The 15,449-nt window shown below is 46.9% G+C and carries 15 protein-coding genes; 4 read left to right on the top strand and 11 right to left on the bottom strand.

What is annotated here, in order from left to right; all coding sequences use genetic code 11:
• Positions 1–35: 35 nt before the first annotated feature.
• Positions 36–2,216, bottom strand: a complete 2,181-nt coding sequence (locus Q9O24_04230) for a hypothetical protein (GenBank protein ID MDQ7074360.1) — start codon at positions 2,214–2,216, stop codon at positions 36–38.
• 173 nt (positions 2,217–2,389) lie between these two features.
• Between Q9O24_04230 and Q9O24_04225 the strand changes: the two genes are divergently transcribed.
• Both Q9O24_04225 and Q9O24_04220 read left to right on the top strand, forming a co-directional pair.
• Positions 2,390–3,406, top strand: coding sequence for an esterase-like activity of phytase family protein (locus tag Q9O24_04225; GenBank protein ID MDQ7074359.1), 1,017 nt, complete (start codon positions 2,390–2,392; stop codon positions 3,404–3,406).
• Entirely contained in the window at positions 3,403–3,660 is a 258-nt protein-coding gene (locus tag Q9O24_04220) for a DUF5062 family protein (GenBank protein ID MDQ7074358.1), read from the top strand. Before Q9O24_04225 ends, Q9O24_04220 begins: the two co-directional genes overlap by 4 nt.
• A 22-nt stretch (positions 3,661–3,682) precedes the next feature.
• On the opposite strand, the gene Q9O24_04215 is transcribed toward Q9O24_04220, so the two are convergent.
• The 7 genes from Q9O24_04215 to Q9O24_04185 form a co-directional block, all read right to left on the bottom strand.
• The gene (locus tag Q9O24_04215; GenBank protein ID MDQ7074357.1) at positions 3,683–5,374 is read right to left on the bottom strand and encodes a GspE/PulE family protein; all 1,692 of its coding nucleotides are present in this window, start codon (positions 5,372–5,374) and stop codon (positions 3,683–3,685) included.
• 20 nt (positions 5,375–5,394) lie between these two features.
• On the bottom strand, positions 5,395–5,568 hold the full coding sequence (locus Q9O24_04210; protein ID MDQ7074356.1) for a hypothetical protein: 174 nt from the start codon (positions 5,566–5,568) through the stop codon (positions 5,395–5,397).
• Between the two features lie 5 nt (positions 5,569–5,573).
• Positions 5,574–5,966 carry a response regulator transcription factor gene (locus Q9O24_04205; protein MDQ7074355.1) on the bottom strand — a complete coding sequence of 131 codons (393 nt, stop codon included), beginning with the start codon at positions 5,964–5,966 and terminating at the stop codon, positions 5,574–5,576.
• Positions 5,967–6,046: 80 nt separating this feature from the next.
• Entirely contained in the window at positions 6,047–7,717 is a 1,671-nt protein-coding gene (locus tag Q9O24_04200) for an ATP-binding protein (protein MDQ7074354.1), read from the bottom strand.
• A gap of 63 nt (positions 7,718–7,780) precedes the next feature.
• On the bottom strand, positions 7,781–8,923 hold the full coding sequence (locus Q9O24_04195; protein MDQ7074353.1) for a hybrid sensor histidine kinase/response regulator: 1,143 nt from the start codon (positions 8,921–8,923) through the stop codon (positions 7,781–7,783).
• A gap of 228 nt (positions 8,924–9,151) precedes the next feature.
• Positions 9,152–9,571 (bottom strand): hypothetical protein, encoded by a 420-nt coding sequence (locus Q9O24_04190; protein MDQ7074352.1) that lies wholly within the window; start codon positions 9,569–9,571, stop codon positions 9,152–9,154.
• Between the two features lie 197 nt (positions 9,572–9,768).
• Entirely contained in the window at positions 9,769–10,635 is an 867-nt protein-coding gene (locus tag Q9O24_04185; GenBank protein MDQ7074351.1) for a YicC/YloC family endoribonuclease, read from the bottom strand.
• A 171-nt stretch (positions 10,636–10,806) separates the two neighbouring features.
• On the opposite strand from Q9O24_04185, the gene rdgB reads away from it, so the two are divergent.
• The gene (gene rdgB / locus Q9O24_04180) at positions 10,807–11,403 is read left to right on the top strand and encodes an RdgB/HAM1 family non-canonical purine NTP pyrophosphatase (GenBank protein ID MDQ7074350.1); all 597 of its coding nucleotides are present in this window, start codon (positions 10,807–10,809) and stop codon (positions 11,401–11,403) included.
• Between the two features lie 5 nt (positions 11,404–11,408).
• On the opposite strand, the gene Q9O24_04175 is transcribed toward rdgB, so the two are convergent.
• Positions 11,409–11,819, bottom strand: a complete 411-nt coding sequence (locus Q9O24_04175) for an ester cyclase (GenBank protein ID MDQ7074349.1) — start codon at positions 11,817–11,819, stop codon at positions 11,409–11,411.
• Between the two features lie 266 nt (positions 11,820–12,085).
• Between Q9O24_04175 and Q9O24_04170 the strand changes: the two genes are divergently transcribed.
• The gene (locus tag Q9O24_04170) at positions 12,086–12,637 is read left to right on the top strand and encodes a hypothetical protein (GenBank protein ID MDQ7074348.1); all 552 of its coding nucleotides are present in this window, start codon (positions 12,086–12,088) and stop codon (positions 12,635–12,637) included.
• A 63-nt stretch (positions 12,638–12,700) separates the two neighbouring features.
• On the opposite strand, the gene Q9O24_04165 is transcribed toward Q9O24_04170, so the two are convergent.
• Together Q9O24_04165 and Q9O24_04160 are read right to left on the bottom strand one after the other, a co-directional pair.
• Positions 12,701–14,389, bottom strand: a complete 1,689-nt coding sequence (locus Q9O24_04165; GenBank protein MDQ7074347.1) for a methyl-accepting chemotaxis protein — start codon at positions 14,387–14,389, stop codon at positions 12,701–12,703.
• A gap of 103 nt (positions 14,390–14,492) precedes the next feature.
• The gene (locus Q9O24_04160; protein MDQ7074346.1) at positions 14,493–14,876 is read right to left on the bottom strand and encodes a GyrI-like domain-containing protein; all 384 of its coding nucleotides are present in this window, start codon (positions 14,874–14,876) and stop codon (positions 14,493–14,495) included.
• Between the last annotated feature and the right edge of the window lie 573 nt (positions 14,877–15,449).

Here is a 15,449-nt window from a genome sequence, read left to right as displayed (position 1 = left end):
CACAAAAGTAGCGGGAGGTGGCTGGCCTTGCTTGTCTATTTTAGTGGTGCATCGAAATAGAGCTCAACAAATTCATTACGATAGCCTTTGGCGTCGCTGACTTCACTGATTCTCAGACCTTGGCCACACTGCTGTGCGCCTTTGCCGGGCGTGGCTTTATTGAGTTTTGTTACATTCCAGACGTGTGGCTGTCCGTTTGTACTGCACGCACCACTGGAGACCGATAACCCTTCCTTGACCACCGTAGACGCTGCCAGTAACTCACCTTTGAGATTAACCAAAGTGTAACGGCGTGGGCTTTTGTTGATCACCAAGGTGTTTTTGCTGTTGAGGTAGTTGGCCTTGCTGGGCAGTTTCCCCCAGACTTTTTCAAACTCTGCTTGGCTGTTGTTGCGCCCAATGACCAGGTATTCACCGGCTTTCAGTGTTGTGTTGGCGGGAAAGGTGAGCTGGGTGCGTGATTTATTGTTGATCAAACGCCAGCCGGAGATGTTGATCATCTGATCCTGTGTCGCAGGTTTGTTTGGTTTAGGGGCAATGGGGGGAGGGGTAATGGCTGCGGTGGTGAAGTTGAGCTGTTTACTCAGCAGGGTTTCACCGCAGGCGTTGGCCAGTTTGAGCACCAGTTGATACGGTGTGGCAGGCGTGAGATTGGCCAGTTCGATGCTCTGTTTTTGCTGTTGTGAACCAAGCGCAAGGTGGTGTTCGTCGGTACTTTTTTGGCCGTAATCGAGGCTCACTAAGGCCGATTGGTTGGCTTGCCATTGGATCTGCACGCCGTGGCTGCGAGTGACGCTGACGCTGGGCTCTTTTTGGAAGGCGAGGGCTTGGCTGGCGACGGTCTTAAAATGACCTTCTACGCTGCGTTTGTCTGTCAGTTCAAGACGGTAGCTGTATTTCTGTTCGGGGCTGAGGCCACCCAGTGTGATGAGGTGATTGCTGCGCAGACCCGGTACCGTTGTGTTGCGATCCAGATTATTCTCTTCTCCCCAGCTCATATTGGATGCGCTTTTATGCGCTGTTTGCCAATTGATGGTGGCGACACAGGCACTCATGCTGACCGCAGGACCGGCACTCAGAGGGTGGGGTGGGGTGATGTTATTGCGGCGTGCCAGCCAGTCGGTGGCGTTTAAAATCAGGGTGTGATTGGCGGCGCTGGGGATTTGATCCCAACCCGGATAGAGGCGGCCTTGGCCGGTGCTGTCGTCACTGGGTGAGGAGTCGCCCAACGCAATCACGCGCCCTTGACCGTATTGGCTGCTGGCCAGAGTGACGCGCTGTGAAACACCGATAAGGTTGGGTTGTTGATTTTGGCCGTTGCGCCAAATATGCCCTTGCGCTTTGCTGTTGCCTTGCTGTTTATCGGTTGAGAGGCCGATCTGGGTGGAGCCAAACAGACCGAGACCTTTGCTGCCATCACCAAAGGGGCCATGAATCAGCGGGTCTTTGGGGTCTTGATTGATGTTGTTGTTACTGACTTCGTCAAACCAGTCAAAATCGCGGTTGGCGCGGTCTTTGGAGTCGTCATTGCCATTTTCGTAGAACCAAATTCCAAAGGGACCGTAATCGTTGTTTTTGTCATTGGCGTTGTAATAGGGCGGACGGGGCTGGGTGTTGATCGTGTTGCCCAGAAGGGCGTTGAGAATGGCGGGGCTGTCTTGTTTGGCGTTTTTCCCGCCGGAGCAGTTGCGATCCGAGGTTTCGTGATCGGCAATCAGAAACAGGCCGCCGCCTTCAAAGACAAATTGGCGAATGGCGCTGATTTCGTCGCTGCTGTAGGCCACATTGGGTTCATCCAAAACCAAAACGTCGTAGTGCATCAGGTCTTGTGGGTTGTTGGCGTTGTTGTAACTGAAAGGCTGAGCGTTCCACGGGTACTGTTCGATCTGCCAGTTGCGCTGCCGTTTGGGGTTCAGGTTGTCTTTGGCCAGTGCCATGCCCCAAGCGGAGATGCCGCCGCTCCAGAAGGTTTCGGGGGTGTCGGCTTTGATCTGACTTTGCGGCGGTGTGGGGTAACGCTGCGCTGAGTGGTGCAGACCGCCTTGTTTACAGCGAAAATTTTTCCAACTCTGCATCGAGCCGTCGGCATCAATGATCCAGTCGGCATTGCCTGCAGTCTGGCCGTGGCTGGCATCAAACAGGATGCGTTGGGCGTAAACTGGAGAAATGGAAAAAGAGAGTGTGATAAGGGCTGTGGCAAAAGCAAAGGTGCGCATGGTTACTCCATGTAGGTGCGTTGAGATCTGAATTTAATGTATCTCAGATCATAGTCTAAAAAGTGGCCTTAGAAGGTGATCGGGTTAAAAAAATAGGCTTTTATTTTTTAGTCAAGGGTGGCCATAATAAGGTTCAAATTTGATCGTCAACAGAGACTGACACAGGAGGTGAGATGTTTAAAACGTATCGCAAATTTTTGGGGCTACTGCCCTTAAGTCTGATGGTGTTGGGTTGTGCGCAGATGCCATTGGCCGATTCACCACAGCAGGAAAAATCCGTGGCTAAGACCAGCATCCTCACTGAAGATCATGATGTGAATCAGCCTTTTATGTCGGTGCAACTGCTGGGCAGCGTGGCTTTGTTGGAGTCAGAAGGTCTGGTGGGGTTATCGGATCTGGCTTGGGATGAGGATGAGCAGCTGCTCTATGCCATTTCGGATTTTGGCAAGCTGTTTCATCTGCGACCGGTTTTCAAACAAGGACGTTTGAGTGACGTGATGCTGGTGGCTAAATACGCGCTGCTGGGTGTCAAAGGACGCTCTTTGAGTGGCAAGTCTAAGGATGCGGAAGGTCTGACCTTACTGAATGCCGATAACGGTCGCAAGGGCGATACGGAATTACTGGTCTCGTTTGAAGGTTATCCGCGCATTTATCAGTACGATACCGAGGGTGTTTTGGAAGGTGATCGAGAGCTGCCCGATGTTTTGGCGGGGGCGGAAAATTACAAAACCAGTAACGATGCTTTGGAGGCGTTGACGGTTCATCCTCAATGGGGCGTGCTGACCTCTCCGGAACGGGCGATGAAATTTTCCAATAATAAGGCTCAGGTGACGTGGTTTAATTTGCAAGATCAGCGTTGGCTTTATCCGATGGCCAAGGAAGCGGGTAATGCGGTGGTGGCTATGGAGGCTCTGCCTAGCGGTGAGGTGTTGGTGCTGGAACGGGCCTATGTGAACCCTTTGGTGCCGTTTATTATCAATTTGCGTTGGGTCGATACATTAGCTGAGCCGGATACAATGCAGCCACTGAAGGTAAAAACCGTGGCGCGTTTTAATGGCGGTGACGGTTGGTATATGGATAATTTTGAAGGGTTGACTCGGCATAAAGAAAAGCGGTTCTTTATGGTCAGTGATGACAATAATCACCCGTTCTTACAGAGCTTGCTGGTCTATTTTGAGGTGTTGCAATGAAAAAATTAAAACATGAAGCTGAATTGCTAAAAGAGGCTCTGAAACAAGGCATGGAATACGCTGAAACACGGGGTGTGGCTGAGTTTGAAGCGACGGATTCGGCGGCGTTAAAAATTGAATATGTGTATCGCTTGCTGGTACACGATAAATTGATTCAGCCTTTGGCCAAAGGCCAAGAAAATCAACCGAAGATGAAACACAAGCTGGCCAGTTGGATGGCGAAAAAATTGCCGAAAGGTGATCCTTTATTGTAAAGGCGTTTGTGTCTTTGTTTGGTTAATCCAAGCTGGAGGTGACGCGCTCCAGCTCTTCAATACTGGTTAAACCTCGCAATACTTTTTTTAAACCATCGTACCGTATCGGCTGATAATTGTTTTGCATCGCGGCTTGATAAATGGTTTCGATGGATTCATTGCGGGTGACTAAATCACGAATCTCTTTGGTAACCAGCAACATCTCATGCAGGGCGATGCGGCCTTTGTAGCCGGTTTGATTGCAGCTGTTGCAACCGCTGCCTTGATAAAAAATGATTGGTTTGTTGTCTGGAATAAAGTATTTACTGACCTCATTTATGGTTGGATTGTAGGTTGTTTTGCACTGTTTGCACAGTCGGCGCACTTGACGTTGGGCGATGACGATATTGACCGATGAGCTGACCATAAAAGGTTCAACCCCCATTTCTATCAAGTGTTTGAGCGCACTGATGGCATCCCCAGCAGGAATGGTGGCTAAAATCAGGTGGTCTGCTAGGGCGGCTTGGGTGGCGAGGCGCGCTGTTTCGACGTCTTTGATTTGTTCAATTAAAACAATATCAGGGTCTTGTTGTAAAATATGATGCAAGGCGCTGCTGTAATTAATGCCGGTGGCGTTGTTGACTTGCAGTTGATTGATGTTCGGCAGTCGGTATTGCACAGGGTCTTCAATGCTACAGACATTTAGGGTGTTTAAGTTGAGGGTTTGCAGCGCTGAAAATAGAGTGTCTTTTTTATCACAGCTGGAAGGGCCAGCCAATAAAATCAACCCATTGGGAGCTTGAATGGCTTCTTTGAGTGCTTTGTAGATCGGTTTTGAGAGTTGTTGGTCTTTAAGGTTAACCAGATCGGCACCGCATCTACGAGTTAAAATACGAATGACAATTTTTTCACCATGCACCATGGGCAGACAAGAGACGCGAAATTCCATAAAGTTTCGATACAACGGCAGAGTCATGCTGCCATCTTGAGGTTTGTCTGTTTCTAATGGGTTCATTTTGCACAGGTGTTTGATGCGTGCTGATAATAAACGATAGACAATGCTAGAGGGGTTGACCCGTTGGTGCAGCACCCCATCAATGCGGAAACGCACCTTAACTTCATCGGTAAAGGGCTCAAGATGAATGTCGCTGGAGTTTTCGCGTACGGCCAGTAGCAGCAGGGTTTTGAGTAGGGCTTGAGTCTCTTGATGTTCAATAATTTTGAACCACTCTTTTTGAGTTAGCTCGTTGAGTTGTGATTCGTGTGATAACTCCAACTTACTCTGTTCATTGAGTTCATGCAGTGTTTCAAAATTACTAAAATGTAAGGTGATCGCATCTTGTACGTCTTCTAAAAAGGCACAAATTGGGCTGATTCTACACTGGGTGATTTTTTCGGCTTGCTGGATGACTTTTTTATCAAAGGGGTTGGCCATTGCAGCGGTGATGCGGCCACCAAATTGATAGACAAGAATGAGGTTGTGTTTACGACAAAATTTTTCAGGCAGGCGGGATAATGTTTTTTCTTGAAATAGAGTTTCAAGCGGGTTCATCCAGGTGGTGTTAAACCCATCGGCCCATAAGGTACCGGCATCATCTGCTGAGATCAGACGTTTATTGATGATGTGTTGCAGAACATGGTAATCATTGATGTTTAAAATTCGGTGATCACCCTCGCCATAGCGCTTTCTTAAACGATTGATGTTCTCTATAGAGAGGATTTTTTTTCTTGGCAATGCTTCTGATGAAGTTGGGATTACGAATGTCCATGTTTTTTTACAGCGTTCTGTTTTTTATTAAGCGCTACCAGCTTTTGAATTTGATCGTGGTCTAATTCAACCGTGGTACCTGTTTTGTCAGGCTGTTCAGCGATGGCTTGGTCTTGGGCAATGTCACGCCGAACGTCTTGAAGATTGTATTTTTTGCTCATGTTGGTTAGTGCTTTATTTTGTTGTTGTGGGAGTGCCAGGTATGAATGATTTGCTGTTTTATCTCTTTAATGGGCAGGTCTTTGCGCAAATAATTGGATGCCCCAGAAGAGAGGCATTCATTGACTTTTTCCATTGAGTGCAGTGAGGTCAGCATAATGACCAAGGCAGAGGGGTCTTCTTGCACAATTATTTTTAGGGCTTTGGCACCGTTCATAATGCGCATATTGATGTCCATCAAGGTGATGTTGGGTTTGTAACGACGGTACATGCTGATGGCTTCATTGCCGTCGGCGGCCTCAGCGATGACATCGCAATTCATTGATTGTAATACCTTACGCATGAAAATTCGGATGTGTGACTCATCATCGACGAGCAGTACTTTGACTTTTTCACTCATGGTTTTTCCTATCCCTGTGTTTTAAGTGGTTTTTATGTCCCCATGGTCTATAAGCCATTTTTTATAAGGTGACATTGTTGTTAGCCTTCTAATAAGGCCTTTTTTTTAGCTTCGGGTTCCATCTTATCTAAGGTGAAATAGAAGGTTGTGCCCTCGTTGAGGGTTGATTCGATCCAAATTTTTCCTTGGTGACGTTGTACCAGTTTTTTAACAATGGTTAAGCCCACCCCAGTGCCACCACCGTATTGTTCTCGGCCATGTAGGCGCTTGAAGATCTGGTAGACGCTGTTCCAATGATTCTTTTGAATACCGATGCCATTGTCTTTGACATAAAATACCGTGCCTTCAACGCATTGGCGTTGTTGGTAGCGTTTGTGTTGTTTTTCTGAATAAAATTTGCAGCCAATTTCAATCCACTTTAGTGATTTATCGTTGTATTTTATTGCATTGGTAACCAGATTGTGAAAGATCTCTTTTATTCGAATGCGATCACAATGAATAATGGGTAAACGCTGTGGTACTTGAATGCTGATGTTGTTTTCATCAATATTATATTCCAAAGCTTCTAAAACTTCATTTAAAGGGCTGTAAAGGTCATGAACCCCAAAAGCCAATTCCATATAATCAACTCGTGAACAGTCACGTAAATCTTCGATAAGTTGACTCATTCTTTGTGATAGGCGTTTGATTGACTCTAAATTTTTTCGGTTTTCATGATTCAGTTTTTCATGACAATCTTCGATTAAGAAGGTGGCGTAGTTATTGATTCCTCGCAGTGGATCTTTCAGGTCGTGAGAGGCGATATAGGTGAAATCATCCAGCTCTTTATTGCTCTGTTTTAACTGATCCATATAGATTCGTTGCGATTTTTCTGCACTTTTTCTCTCATTGATCTCTAGGGCTAAGGATTTGTTGATCTCCTTTATTTTTATTGATCCGTAGCGCAGTTGCAGCAACAGTAACAGTAAGTAGGCAAGCAAGCCTAGGCTGGTCAGATAAAGTAGGCTTCTATAGGTGTAAGCGGCACTATTGATGTTGTTGTTGTCGTAAATGTAGGTGTTTTCTAGAATATCCAAGCTGGCTGATATAGCTAAAGAATCAATTTTATTTATGTGATTGTTGATGTTTTTAATTTGTTGTAATAAGTTATCACTCTGTTTTATTATTTTCTGGTTGTTTTGATTGTTGTTTTCTCTGAGTAGCTGTAACTGTTCATGGGCACTGTCTAAATCACTTTTTTTATGGGTTAATAAAAATCCAAAAAGGTTGTTTAGGAGGTTGATTATTTTTATATTATCATTAGATCTGTTTGGGTTTACGCTTATTTTTTTTAATTTATTCAATAGGTTGAGGGTGAGTTTCTGTTTGAGCTGGGCTATGACTTGAAAGTCTAAGATGATATGGATTGATTTCTTTAGGGTCTTTTCAAGGTGTTTGATGGTGGGTGTTATATTGTGTTCCAGTTTTTTTGGTACTTGAGTGCTGAGCTGTTTGATGATTTTTAGTTGGTTTAACATGTTTTTAATGGTATGGCCTAGACGGTCATAGTTGTTCAATAGCCCCTCTCTTGCCAATAAGAGATCACGATTTAGGTTGGGTTCTAAATGTTCTAGGATATGCAGGCTTTGGAGTATGTGTAGGTGTATTTTTGGGTTGGTTGGTTGGCTATTAATAAACAGATAGGTAATAGTTAACAACAGTAGGATAACGATTGTTGGTGGAATCCAAATTTTGACCTCCAAGGTCTTCACTGCTGGACTGGTCTGTGTAAAAGGTAGAGAGAATATTGCTTTTTTATCAACATGGTTCCTCCCTTAACTTTTATGGCTGAGTCTTGTTTTGGCCTGTTGTTCAAACAGGCTGTTTATTGGGATTTTAAAGTAAAATTCACTGCCACCTTGCTCGGAATTTCTAACCCCAATTTCACCTTGATGAGCATCAATGATTTTTTTTGCGATGGCAAGTCCTAATCCAGAACTGGTTTCACCATTCATCGGAGTGCTGCTACCTAAAGTGTGGAAAGTTGCAAAAATGTGATCCAGTTCCGCTTTTGGAATGCCTGGGCCTTGGTCTGTTACTGAAACTTCAACTCCCATCTTGGTTTCTTTGGCGTTGATTGTTATCTGTGAGTCAGTGGGTGAATATTTGATGGCGTTATTGAGAAAATTATCCACCACCTGATTGAGTCGCTCTGGGTCAAAGAGGGCGTAAAGGTGATCGGGTGTTTGGTCGATGAGTTGGATGTTTTTGCGTTTGGCGGTGATGCTGCTCAATCGAATGCGATAATGCAGCAGTTCTGAGAGGTTGTTTTTTTCAAGCTTGACGTCAAATTTACCGCTGTCGATTCTGGAAACATCGAGTAGGTTGTGCAGAGTCAATAACATCTCTTCGCTGAGGTTGTGAATGATGGTGAGCAGTTCACACATCTCTTCTCGACTGGTGGTTTGCTCCTCAAGAATCAGTTCACTGAAACCGCGAATGGAGGTCAGAGGGTTGCGTAGATCATGAGCAACCATGCCGAGTAGGTGGTTTTTTTCGTCATTGAGACGCTGTAGTTTGCGTTCGGTACCTTTGCGTTCAATGGCGTAGCGAATAACGCGATGGAGAATTTGGCTGTTGAGTTTTTCTTTGGCTAAGTAGTCTGAAGCACCGGCTTTAAGGGCAAGAATATCTCGATCTTGCTGCGATTGACCGGTGAGCATAATCACAGCAGAAGAGATTTTTTTCCGTGAAAGTTGGGCTAAGATTTCAAGACCGTTGAGATCGGGTAAGTGATAATCGAGTAAAATGCAATCGGGTTGTTCGCTTTCGGCTAAGTGAACTCCCTCATGTCCTAGGCCGGTTTCAATGATGTGGTAACGGTGTTGTGGATGCTGTTTGAGGTAGCGTTGATAGACCCAACGATCTTCGGGACTGTCGTCGATAATCAGAATTTTCAGTGCTGCTGGTTGACTCATTGAAGATAAACCTGACTTAAAAAAGGGGCAATGACTTAGGGCATGATGCTGGTGGCGTTCGCACATTTCTCTTACCCGTCATTTTGTGCTTGAAATAGAACGATTGTTTTATGCTTGAGGCTTGTAAGGTAAAGTGTTTCTGTGGTGGAAGACAGTTCATTGGGCACAAAAAAACCCCCGCTGAGCACAGCTCAAGCGGGGGTTTCTAGAAACGTAGGTTTCTGGGTCTTACTTAGCCGCAGGAGCAGCAACTACGGGAGCAGCAGCAGGCTCAACAGCGGCTACGGTAGAAGCTGTGTCGGTTTTGGCGGCCACGTCGCTGTTGCCTTTAGCAGACGCGTTCATGTTGAAACCGAAAGAACCGGAACCGTTAGCAGAACCGTTTCCGGTGCCATTTCCAGCGTCGTTACCGTTGGTGTCGGTGCTGTTACCGGTGCTGTCCATGTTGCCTTTGGTATCGGCGTCTGCTTTAGCAGACGCGTTCATGCTGAAACCGAAAGAACCGGTGCCGTTACCAGCAGTTTGTGTAGAACCGTTACCATTACTGTTGTTGTAGTTGCTGTTGTCAGCAAAAGGACCGAACCAAGCGTGAGAAGCAGCAGAGGCGGTCAACAGAGCAGCAGCAGCGATAATTTTCAATGTTTTCATTAGGTTAATTTCCAAAAGTTTAATAATCTAAAAAGTAAAAAAGAGTTTGTTTAGGGTGTTGGCGGTGCCTGCCTAAACGATGAAATGGAGTATATTAGTAATAACTAATATTAGCAAGTTCTTTTTTACTTATTTTCTAAAATAGATTGAAAAAAGATTTTAGATCTATTTGTGGCTGCTTTTGGAGGTTGAAGAGGCTATTCGACGTTTTGGATCTGTTCCCGCATCTGTTCGATCAATACTTTCAGCTCCACGGATGCGCCACTGGTGTCTACATCGCTGGCTTTGGCTCCCAGAGTATTGGCTTCACGATTGAGCTCCTGCATTAGAAAGTCGAGGCGACGGCCTACAGGTTCCTGACGTTGCAAGACTTCATCGACTTCTTTTAGATGGGCGTTGAGGCGATCCAGCTCTTCGTCGATGTCCTGTTTCTGCGCCAAGTAGACCAGCTCTTGTTCTAAGCGCCCGTTATCCGGTTCAAGGTTTAATTCATTAAAGCGCGAGCGCAGTTTGTTACGCATTTTTTCTTGAATCGCAGGTCGTTGCATGGCGATGCGTTGGCTCAGTTCGGCGATTAGGCGGTGACGACTTTGCAGCATGGCGTCAATGCGTTCACCTTCTCTCTCACGGGTGGCGATCAGATCATCAAGGCTGACGCTGAGCAGATCCAGAGTGGCATTTTTAACGGCTCTTAAGTCGGTTGCTTGTGGTTTGATTATCCCAGGCCAGTTCAATATCTCCAGCGGGTTGAGGCGAGCGGCGTTCATCATCTGACCTTCCAGTTGATGGCAGGCGTGCAGCAGTGCTTTGGCAGCAGCCTCATTTACTTGCAGGGTGTCGCTGAGTTCTTCATTGGCTTTAAAGCGCAGATTGCATTCCACTTTGCCTCGCTTGAGGCGTTTGCCAACCTGTTCACGCAGCTGTGGTTCCAATTCTCGAAGCTCTTCGGGCAGACGGAGCGTGATTTCCAGATAACGGTGATTCACAGATCGCAGCTCCCAGATCAAGCTGCCCCAAGTGGCTTGCTGCTGTTGGCGGGCGTAGGCGGTCATGCTTTTTAACATAAGGTAACTCCAGAATGTGCAAGAGGCGGTGGCGAACAATCTCATAAGTATAGATGAATGAGTTTCACTCAGGCGACGTGGCATTGTCCAGCCGTGTATAATTTGGCTTTTTTCTGCGGGGCATTTCAAAGGGTTGATGCAGAAACAGAACGACGTATTGGAGCAGAAACAGTGAAAAGTATTGTATTAGCAACGGGCAACCCTGGAAAAGTTCGTGAGTTATCCGCCATGTTGAGTGGTTTGGGTTTTGGGATTCGTCCGCAGTCGGATTTTGCCGTGCCGGAAGCGGATGAGACCGGTTTGACCTTTGTGGAAAACGCGATTATTAAGGCGCGTAATGCCGCTGCCCACACGGGGCTGCCTGCGATTGCCGATGATTCGGGCATTGAGGTGGATGCACTGAATGGTGCGCCGGGGATCTATTCGGCTCGTTACGCCGGTGTCGGTGCCAGCGATCATGACAACAACGCCAAGTTGTTAGATGCTTTGAAAGAGGTGCCTGATGAGCAGCGCACGGCGCGTTTTCGGGCGGTGATTGTCTATTTGAAACACGCCGACGATCCTTCGCCGATCATTGCAGAAGGGGCGTGGGAAGGGCAAATTTTGCATCAGGAAGAGGGTGATAACGGTTTTGGTTACGACACCCTTTTCTTTGTGCCAACGCACGGTATGGCTTCGGCGTTATTAGACCCTGAGGTGAAAAATGGCCTGAGTCATCGTGGTCAGGCGTTGGGGCAGTTGGTTGCAGCGCTCAAAGTGATTGTGTAGGCATTTCAGCCATACTTGGATTTGACCTGCATCATTAAGTTATACAGGTCACTGATCAACCATAACTCGCTGATTTTTTCTTTTTCAAAGGTGAAAATGGCCAAGCCGTCGTAATAGACACGGCGGCCATCGGCGGCTTTGCCAAACAGTTCTTTCTGCTGAGTGCCACTGAAAGAGAGGCGGGCAACCACTTTGTTCTCTTCGGCAATCAGATCGTCAATGGCGCTGTGAAAGTCGGGAAAAACACGGTGTACGGTGTCGGCGTAGTCAATGAAGCCTTGTCGTCCGGTTTTATAGAGCCCAGTGGAGCCGTGTAAAATAAACTCATCATTCAGCAGCTCATTGGTGAGTTGAAAATCCCAGTGGTTCCACATCTCTTCGTAAAAACGCCGTACCAGTCCTTTGTTGTGTTGCATGTTTGCCTCATGTTGTTGGTGATGCCGCGCAGCCTGTCCTTTCTGCTCAGCGTTAATTTGTATCTGCTAATAAAGTTAATAACCTAAGTGGGCTGATAAAAGACTGACCACACGAGCTGCTAGGGCAGAAAATTTTCGTTTCTGTGGCATGGATTTGAAACCGTGAACCGAGGTTGGCTCACTGTTTTACAACGCTTGTGCTAGGGCAAAGGTGTATTGTGTCTGTTCTTAGGGGTAAGATTTGTCTGAAGTTAAAGGAAAAAATTATGCAAAAATCAACACTTAGCCGCATTGCCGGTTTGTTTGTTTTTTTGTTGATTGGGCAGGCCGCAGCGGGGGAGTTTAAGTTTCGGGCGCGTGAGCATTTTGCTTCCCATCAGATTACGCTTAAGGATGGCAGTGAAAGCACGTATCAAGGTTTGAGCAATACGATCAACCTTTGGTGGGAAGAGCCGCGCCGTTATTCTTTGGGTCTGGCGCTTAACCCTTTGCTGGGTTCGGCTAAAGTGAAGGGTGCTCAGGATGCAAGGCTGGGTAATGAGGTGAAATTGATTACCTTTGGTCTGGAGGGGAAATATTATCATCGTGATATTGCCGATAATCTATTTTCTCGTCTGGGTGTGGGCTACGCTCGTTTGAATCACAACGGCTCTGCTGCTGATCTGGAGGGTTATCATGTCTACCTAGGTGCAGGCTGGGAGTTCGAGGTAAAAGGTGTGGGCATTGCCTTGGAATTGGCCTTTCGTCACTCTGGATTAGAGCAAGATGCTGTTGTGAAGAGCATTACACCTTCGCTTGGGGTTCATTTTTACCGTTGATATTGCACAAGCTCGCGAAAGTTGGCTGTGTTTTTTAATGATGAGCCATTTTTTCCTACGACGCTAAACTTTAAACTGCTGGGTCAAACTCAGTAGGCGACTGGCCAGTTGTTCTACCTGTTGCACCTGATTGCTGCTGTGCTCCCCTGCTTGAGCGGCGGCGCGCGAGGTGGCGCTGATGCCGGTTAGATTTTGGTTGACGCTGCCGATGGTCTGCTCCTGTTGTTTGGCGGCAGAGGCGATTTGTAAGTTCATGTTGCGCACGGAGTTGACCGAGTGGGTTATTTGACGCAGTTGTCCACCCACTTTGCTGGAGAGGTGTAGGGTTGCTTTGGCTTGCTGTTGGCTCTGTTTCATGGCGCTGACCACCTCTTCTGTGGTGGTGTGTAGGCGCTCGGTCATGCCTTGAATTTTTTGTGTTGAGGCTTGGGTGCGAGAGGCCAAAACACGCACCTCATCGGCCACTACCGCAAAGCCGCGTCCCTGTTCGCTGGCGCGCGCTGCTTCGATGGCGGCATTGAGTGCCAACAGGTTTGTTTGGTCGGCGATGCTGCGAATGACATCTAAGACTTCACTGATTTCATCCACGTCCGTTTGTAGGCGGGTAAGGGAGTTCACAGCTTCACCAATGTGATTGGAGAGCTGCTGAGTGGATTGCATGCTGTTCTGTACGATCTGCTCGCCCTGTTCGGTGTTTCGCGTGGTTTGTTGGGTGGTATCGGAGGCTTTTTCGGCATGACGCACGATGTCACGGGCAGAGATTTCCAATGCGCCTGCCGAGGTGGTGACGCTGCCGGTTTCTCGGTCTTGATCAATGACTCGCTGACTCGACTTTTGATTGGCGGAGCTTAACGATTGTGACAGGTGAGAGAGTTCGCCCGTGACCACGATCACCTCGGAGACAATGGCGCTGAATTTCTGCATGACTTGGTTAAACGCATGGCCAATTTGTGCGACTTCGTGTTTGCCTTTTTCATCCAGTCGTTGGCTTAGGTCGCCCTCTCCTTGAGCTATTTCATCCAGTGCGGTAATCACTTGATTAAGGCGTTTGCCAATGGTGCGCTGGAAAATAAAATAGAGCGACACCCCGAGCAGCAGCCCCAACAGCGCCAGCGCGATCATAAAACCGTTGCTGATACCGCTGGCGATCAGCAGTTGTTTGTCGATGGGGGTAATGATCTCCAGTACGCCGCGCATCTCACCCAGTTGCCAGTCGTCTTTGGGGGTGTCGAGGCGGTTGTTATGGCAATTGACGCAGGTCTCGTTGATCATCACATCAGCAATGCCAACTCGGACGCTGGTTTTTCCTTGGTGCTGCTCGGTGCGCACAAAGGGCGTTGTGGGTGTTTTACTGAGTGCTTGCCAAGCGTCTTCTTCGAAATTGTCCAGAAGGCGGTCTGTTCGATTGGGAAAGGGGTAGGCGGAATAGAGTCGAATGGTGGTGCCGTTGTTTTGCAATAAATCGCTGAGGTCGTGAATCAGGGTGGCGGGCAGCGGGATGCTGTTGGTTTCGTTTTTATGCTTAATTGAGGCTTTAAAATGGCCATTTTTGATCACTTTAGCGACCACGTTTTTGGTGTAGTAGGCGCGAATAGTTTTGAACTGTTGTGCTATTTGCAGTGCTTGATCTAAGGCGATCTGCTCTTCAAACTGCTGCATGGCACGGGGGACGTAAACGCTGATGGCCACAAAACTCAGTAGACAGAGTGCCAGAATGGGGATAAAGAGTCGCCAAAAGAGAGAGTGTTTCATGTGGATGCCCGTGCATTGATTTCATAAAAGAGAATGAAAAAGATGCAGAGCAATGATTGCGCCCAAGGAGGGGGAGATGAGAAAACGATTGACAGCGTCTATTTTATTTGGGCGGGTGTTGCAGCTCTTTTAGTTTGATGCAGACTTCCATTTCAACAAAACCGGCTTTTCTGGAGTCGTTCAAATAATGAGCCACGGGTGGATAATCGTCGGGTTCAAAACCACTGCTGGGCAGCCAGTTTGAATACAGTTCCATATAGAAATTGCTGACTTTGTCACCGTCGCCTTTGTAATAAGCGACGGCGTATGTGCCTGCGGGGATGGTCTGCTTTAGAAAGGGGTCTAAGATCTTGGTGCTCTCTTCCACCTCGATTGAGGCATCATAACGGCATTGAGCCGTGGGGGTGATCATGGGATTGTCAATGATGTACTTGATGGCTTTATTGGTTCTGCGCAGATATTCGCTGTTTATTTTTTTGCTGGCCATTTTTTAAGGGTATTTTGGTGTTGTGAGTAATGAGTACGTGTTGAGTTAAGGCTGATTTTGTTGTTTGAGTAAAGCAGAGCTGAAAAAGAGAGACAAGTGACGCAGGTGATTTTTTGAAGATAAAAAAACGGCAAATGATCTGATAAAGAGTCAATGTGCCGTGGTGGGTTTAGGGTGCAGTAATAAACCGTAGCGGTTTTTCATCACTTCCATGTGCATCACTTAAAAGATACCCGTGTCCAGCATCATGGCGATGGAAACGCGAACGGTGATGGTGAATAAAATGAAACCGCTGATGATCAGGGTAATAACGCTGCTCTGTTGCATGATTGAATCCTCAAAATGTTGTTTTAGATAGAGTTTGTTAACTCTGTGTTGTTGTTAGCTAGAATAGCGCCCTTTTATGAAAGGGATTGGAACGCCTTCACGTTTTGAGTGATAAGCGGATCACAAAATTGGTCTTAATGGCTGTTTTGCGTGGATTTTATGATCCAGTAGACATTTTTTAGGCAGAAAAAAACGGCAAGTGATAATAAAATCAGCTTGCCGTTGATGTTTTGTTTTACGCCCAGT

Source organism: Gammaproteobacteria bacterium (genome assembly GCA_030949385.1).
Classification (GTDB): domain Bacteria; phylum Pseudomonadota; class Gammaproteobacteria; order JAUZRS01; family JAUZRS01; genus JAUZRS01.
The sequence above is the reverse complement of the archived record's forward strand: the minus strand, read 5'-3'. Positions and strand labels throughout refer to the sequence as shown.

Coding starts and splice junctions, on each gene's coding strand:
- Q9O24_04160 (MDQ7074346.1), bottom strand. CDS start 14,876: ATGGCCAGCAAAAAAATAAACAGCGAATATCTGCGCAGAACCAATAAA.
- Q9O24_04170 (MDQ7074348.1), top strand. CDS start 12,086: ATGCAAAAATCAACACTTAGCCGCATTGCCGGTTTGTTTGTTTTTTTG.
- Q9O24_04195 (MDQ7074353.1), bottom strand. CDS start 8,923: ATGAGTCAACCAGCAGCACTGAAAATTCTGATTATCGACGACAGTCCC.
- Q9O24_04165 (MDQ7074347.1), bottom strand. CDS start 14,389: ATGAAACACTCTCTCTTTTGGCGACTCTTTATCCCCATTCTGGCACTC.
- Q9O24_04185 (MDQ7074351.1), bottom strand. CDS start 10,635: ATGTTAAAAAGCATGACCGCCTACGCCCGCCAACAGCAGCAAGCCACT.
- Q9O24_04205 (MDQ7074355.1), bottom strand. CDS start 5,966: ATGAGTGAAAAAGTCAAAGTACTGCTCGTCGATGATGAGTCACACATC.
- Q9O24_04230 (MDQ7074360.1), bottom strand. CDS start 2,216: ATGCGCACCTTTGCTTTTGCCACAGCCCTTATCACACTCTCTTTTTCC.
- Q9O24_04210 (MDQ7074356.1), bottom strand. CDS start 5,568: ATGAGCAAAAAATACAATCTTCAAGACGTTCGGCGTGACATTGCCCAA.
- Q9O24_04220 (MDQ7074358.1), top strand. CDS start 3,403: ATGAAAAAATTAAAACATGAAGCTGAATTGCTAAAAGAGGCTCTGAAA.
- Q9O24_04190 (MDQ7074352.1), bottom strand. CDS start 9,571: ATGAAAACATTGAAAATTATCGCTGCTGCTGCTCTGTTGACCGCCTCT.
- Q9O24_04225 (MDQ7074359.1), top strand. CDS start 2,390: ATGTTTAAAACGTATCGCAAATTTTTGGGGCTACTGCCCTTAAGTCTG.
- Q9O24_04175 (MDQ7074349.1), bottom strand. CDS start 11,819: ATGCAACACAACAAAGGACTGGTACGGCGTTTTTACGAAGAGATGTGG.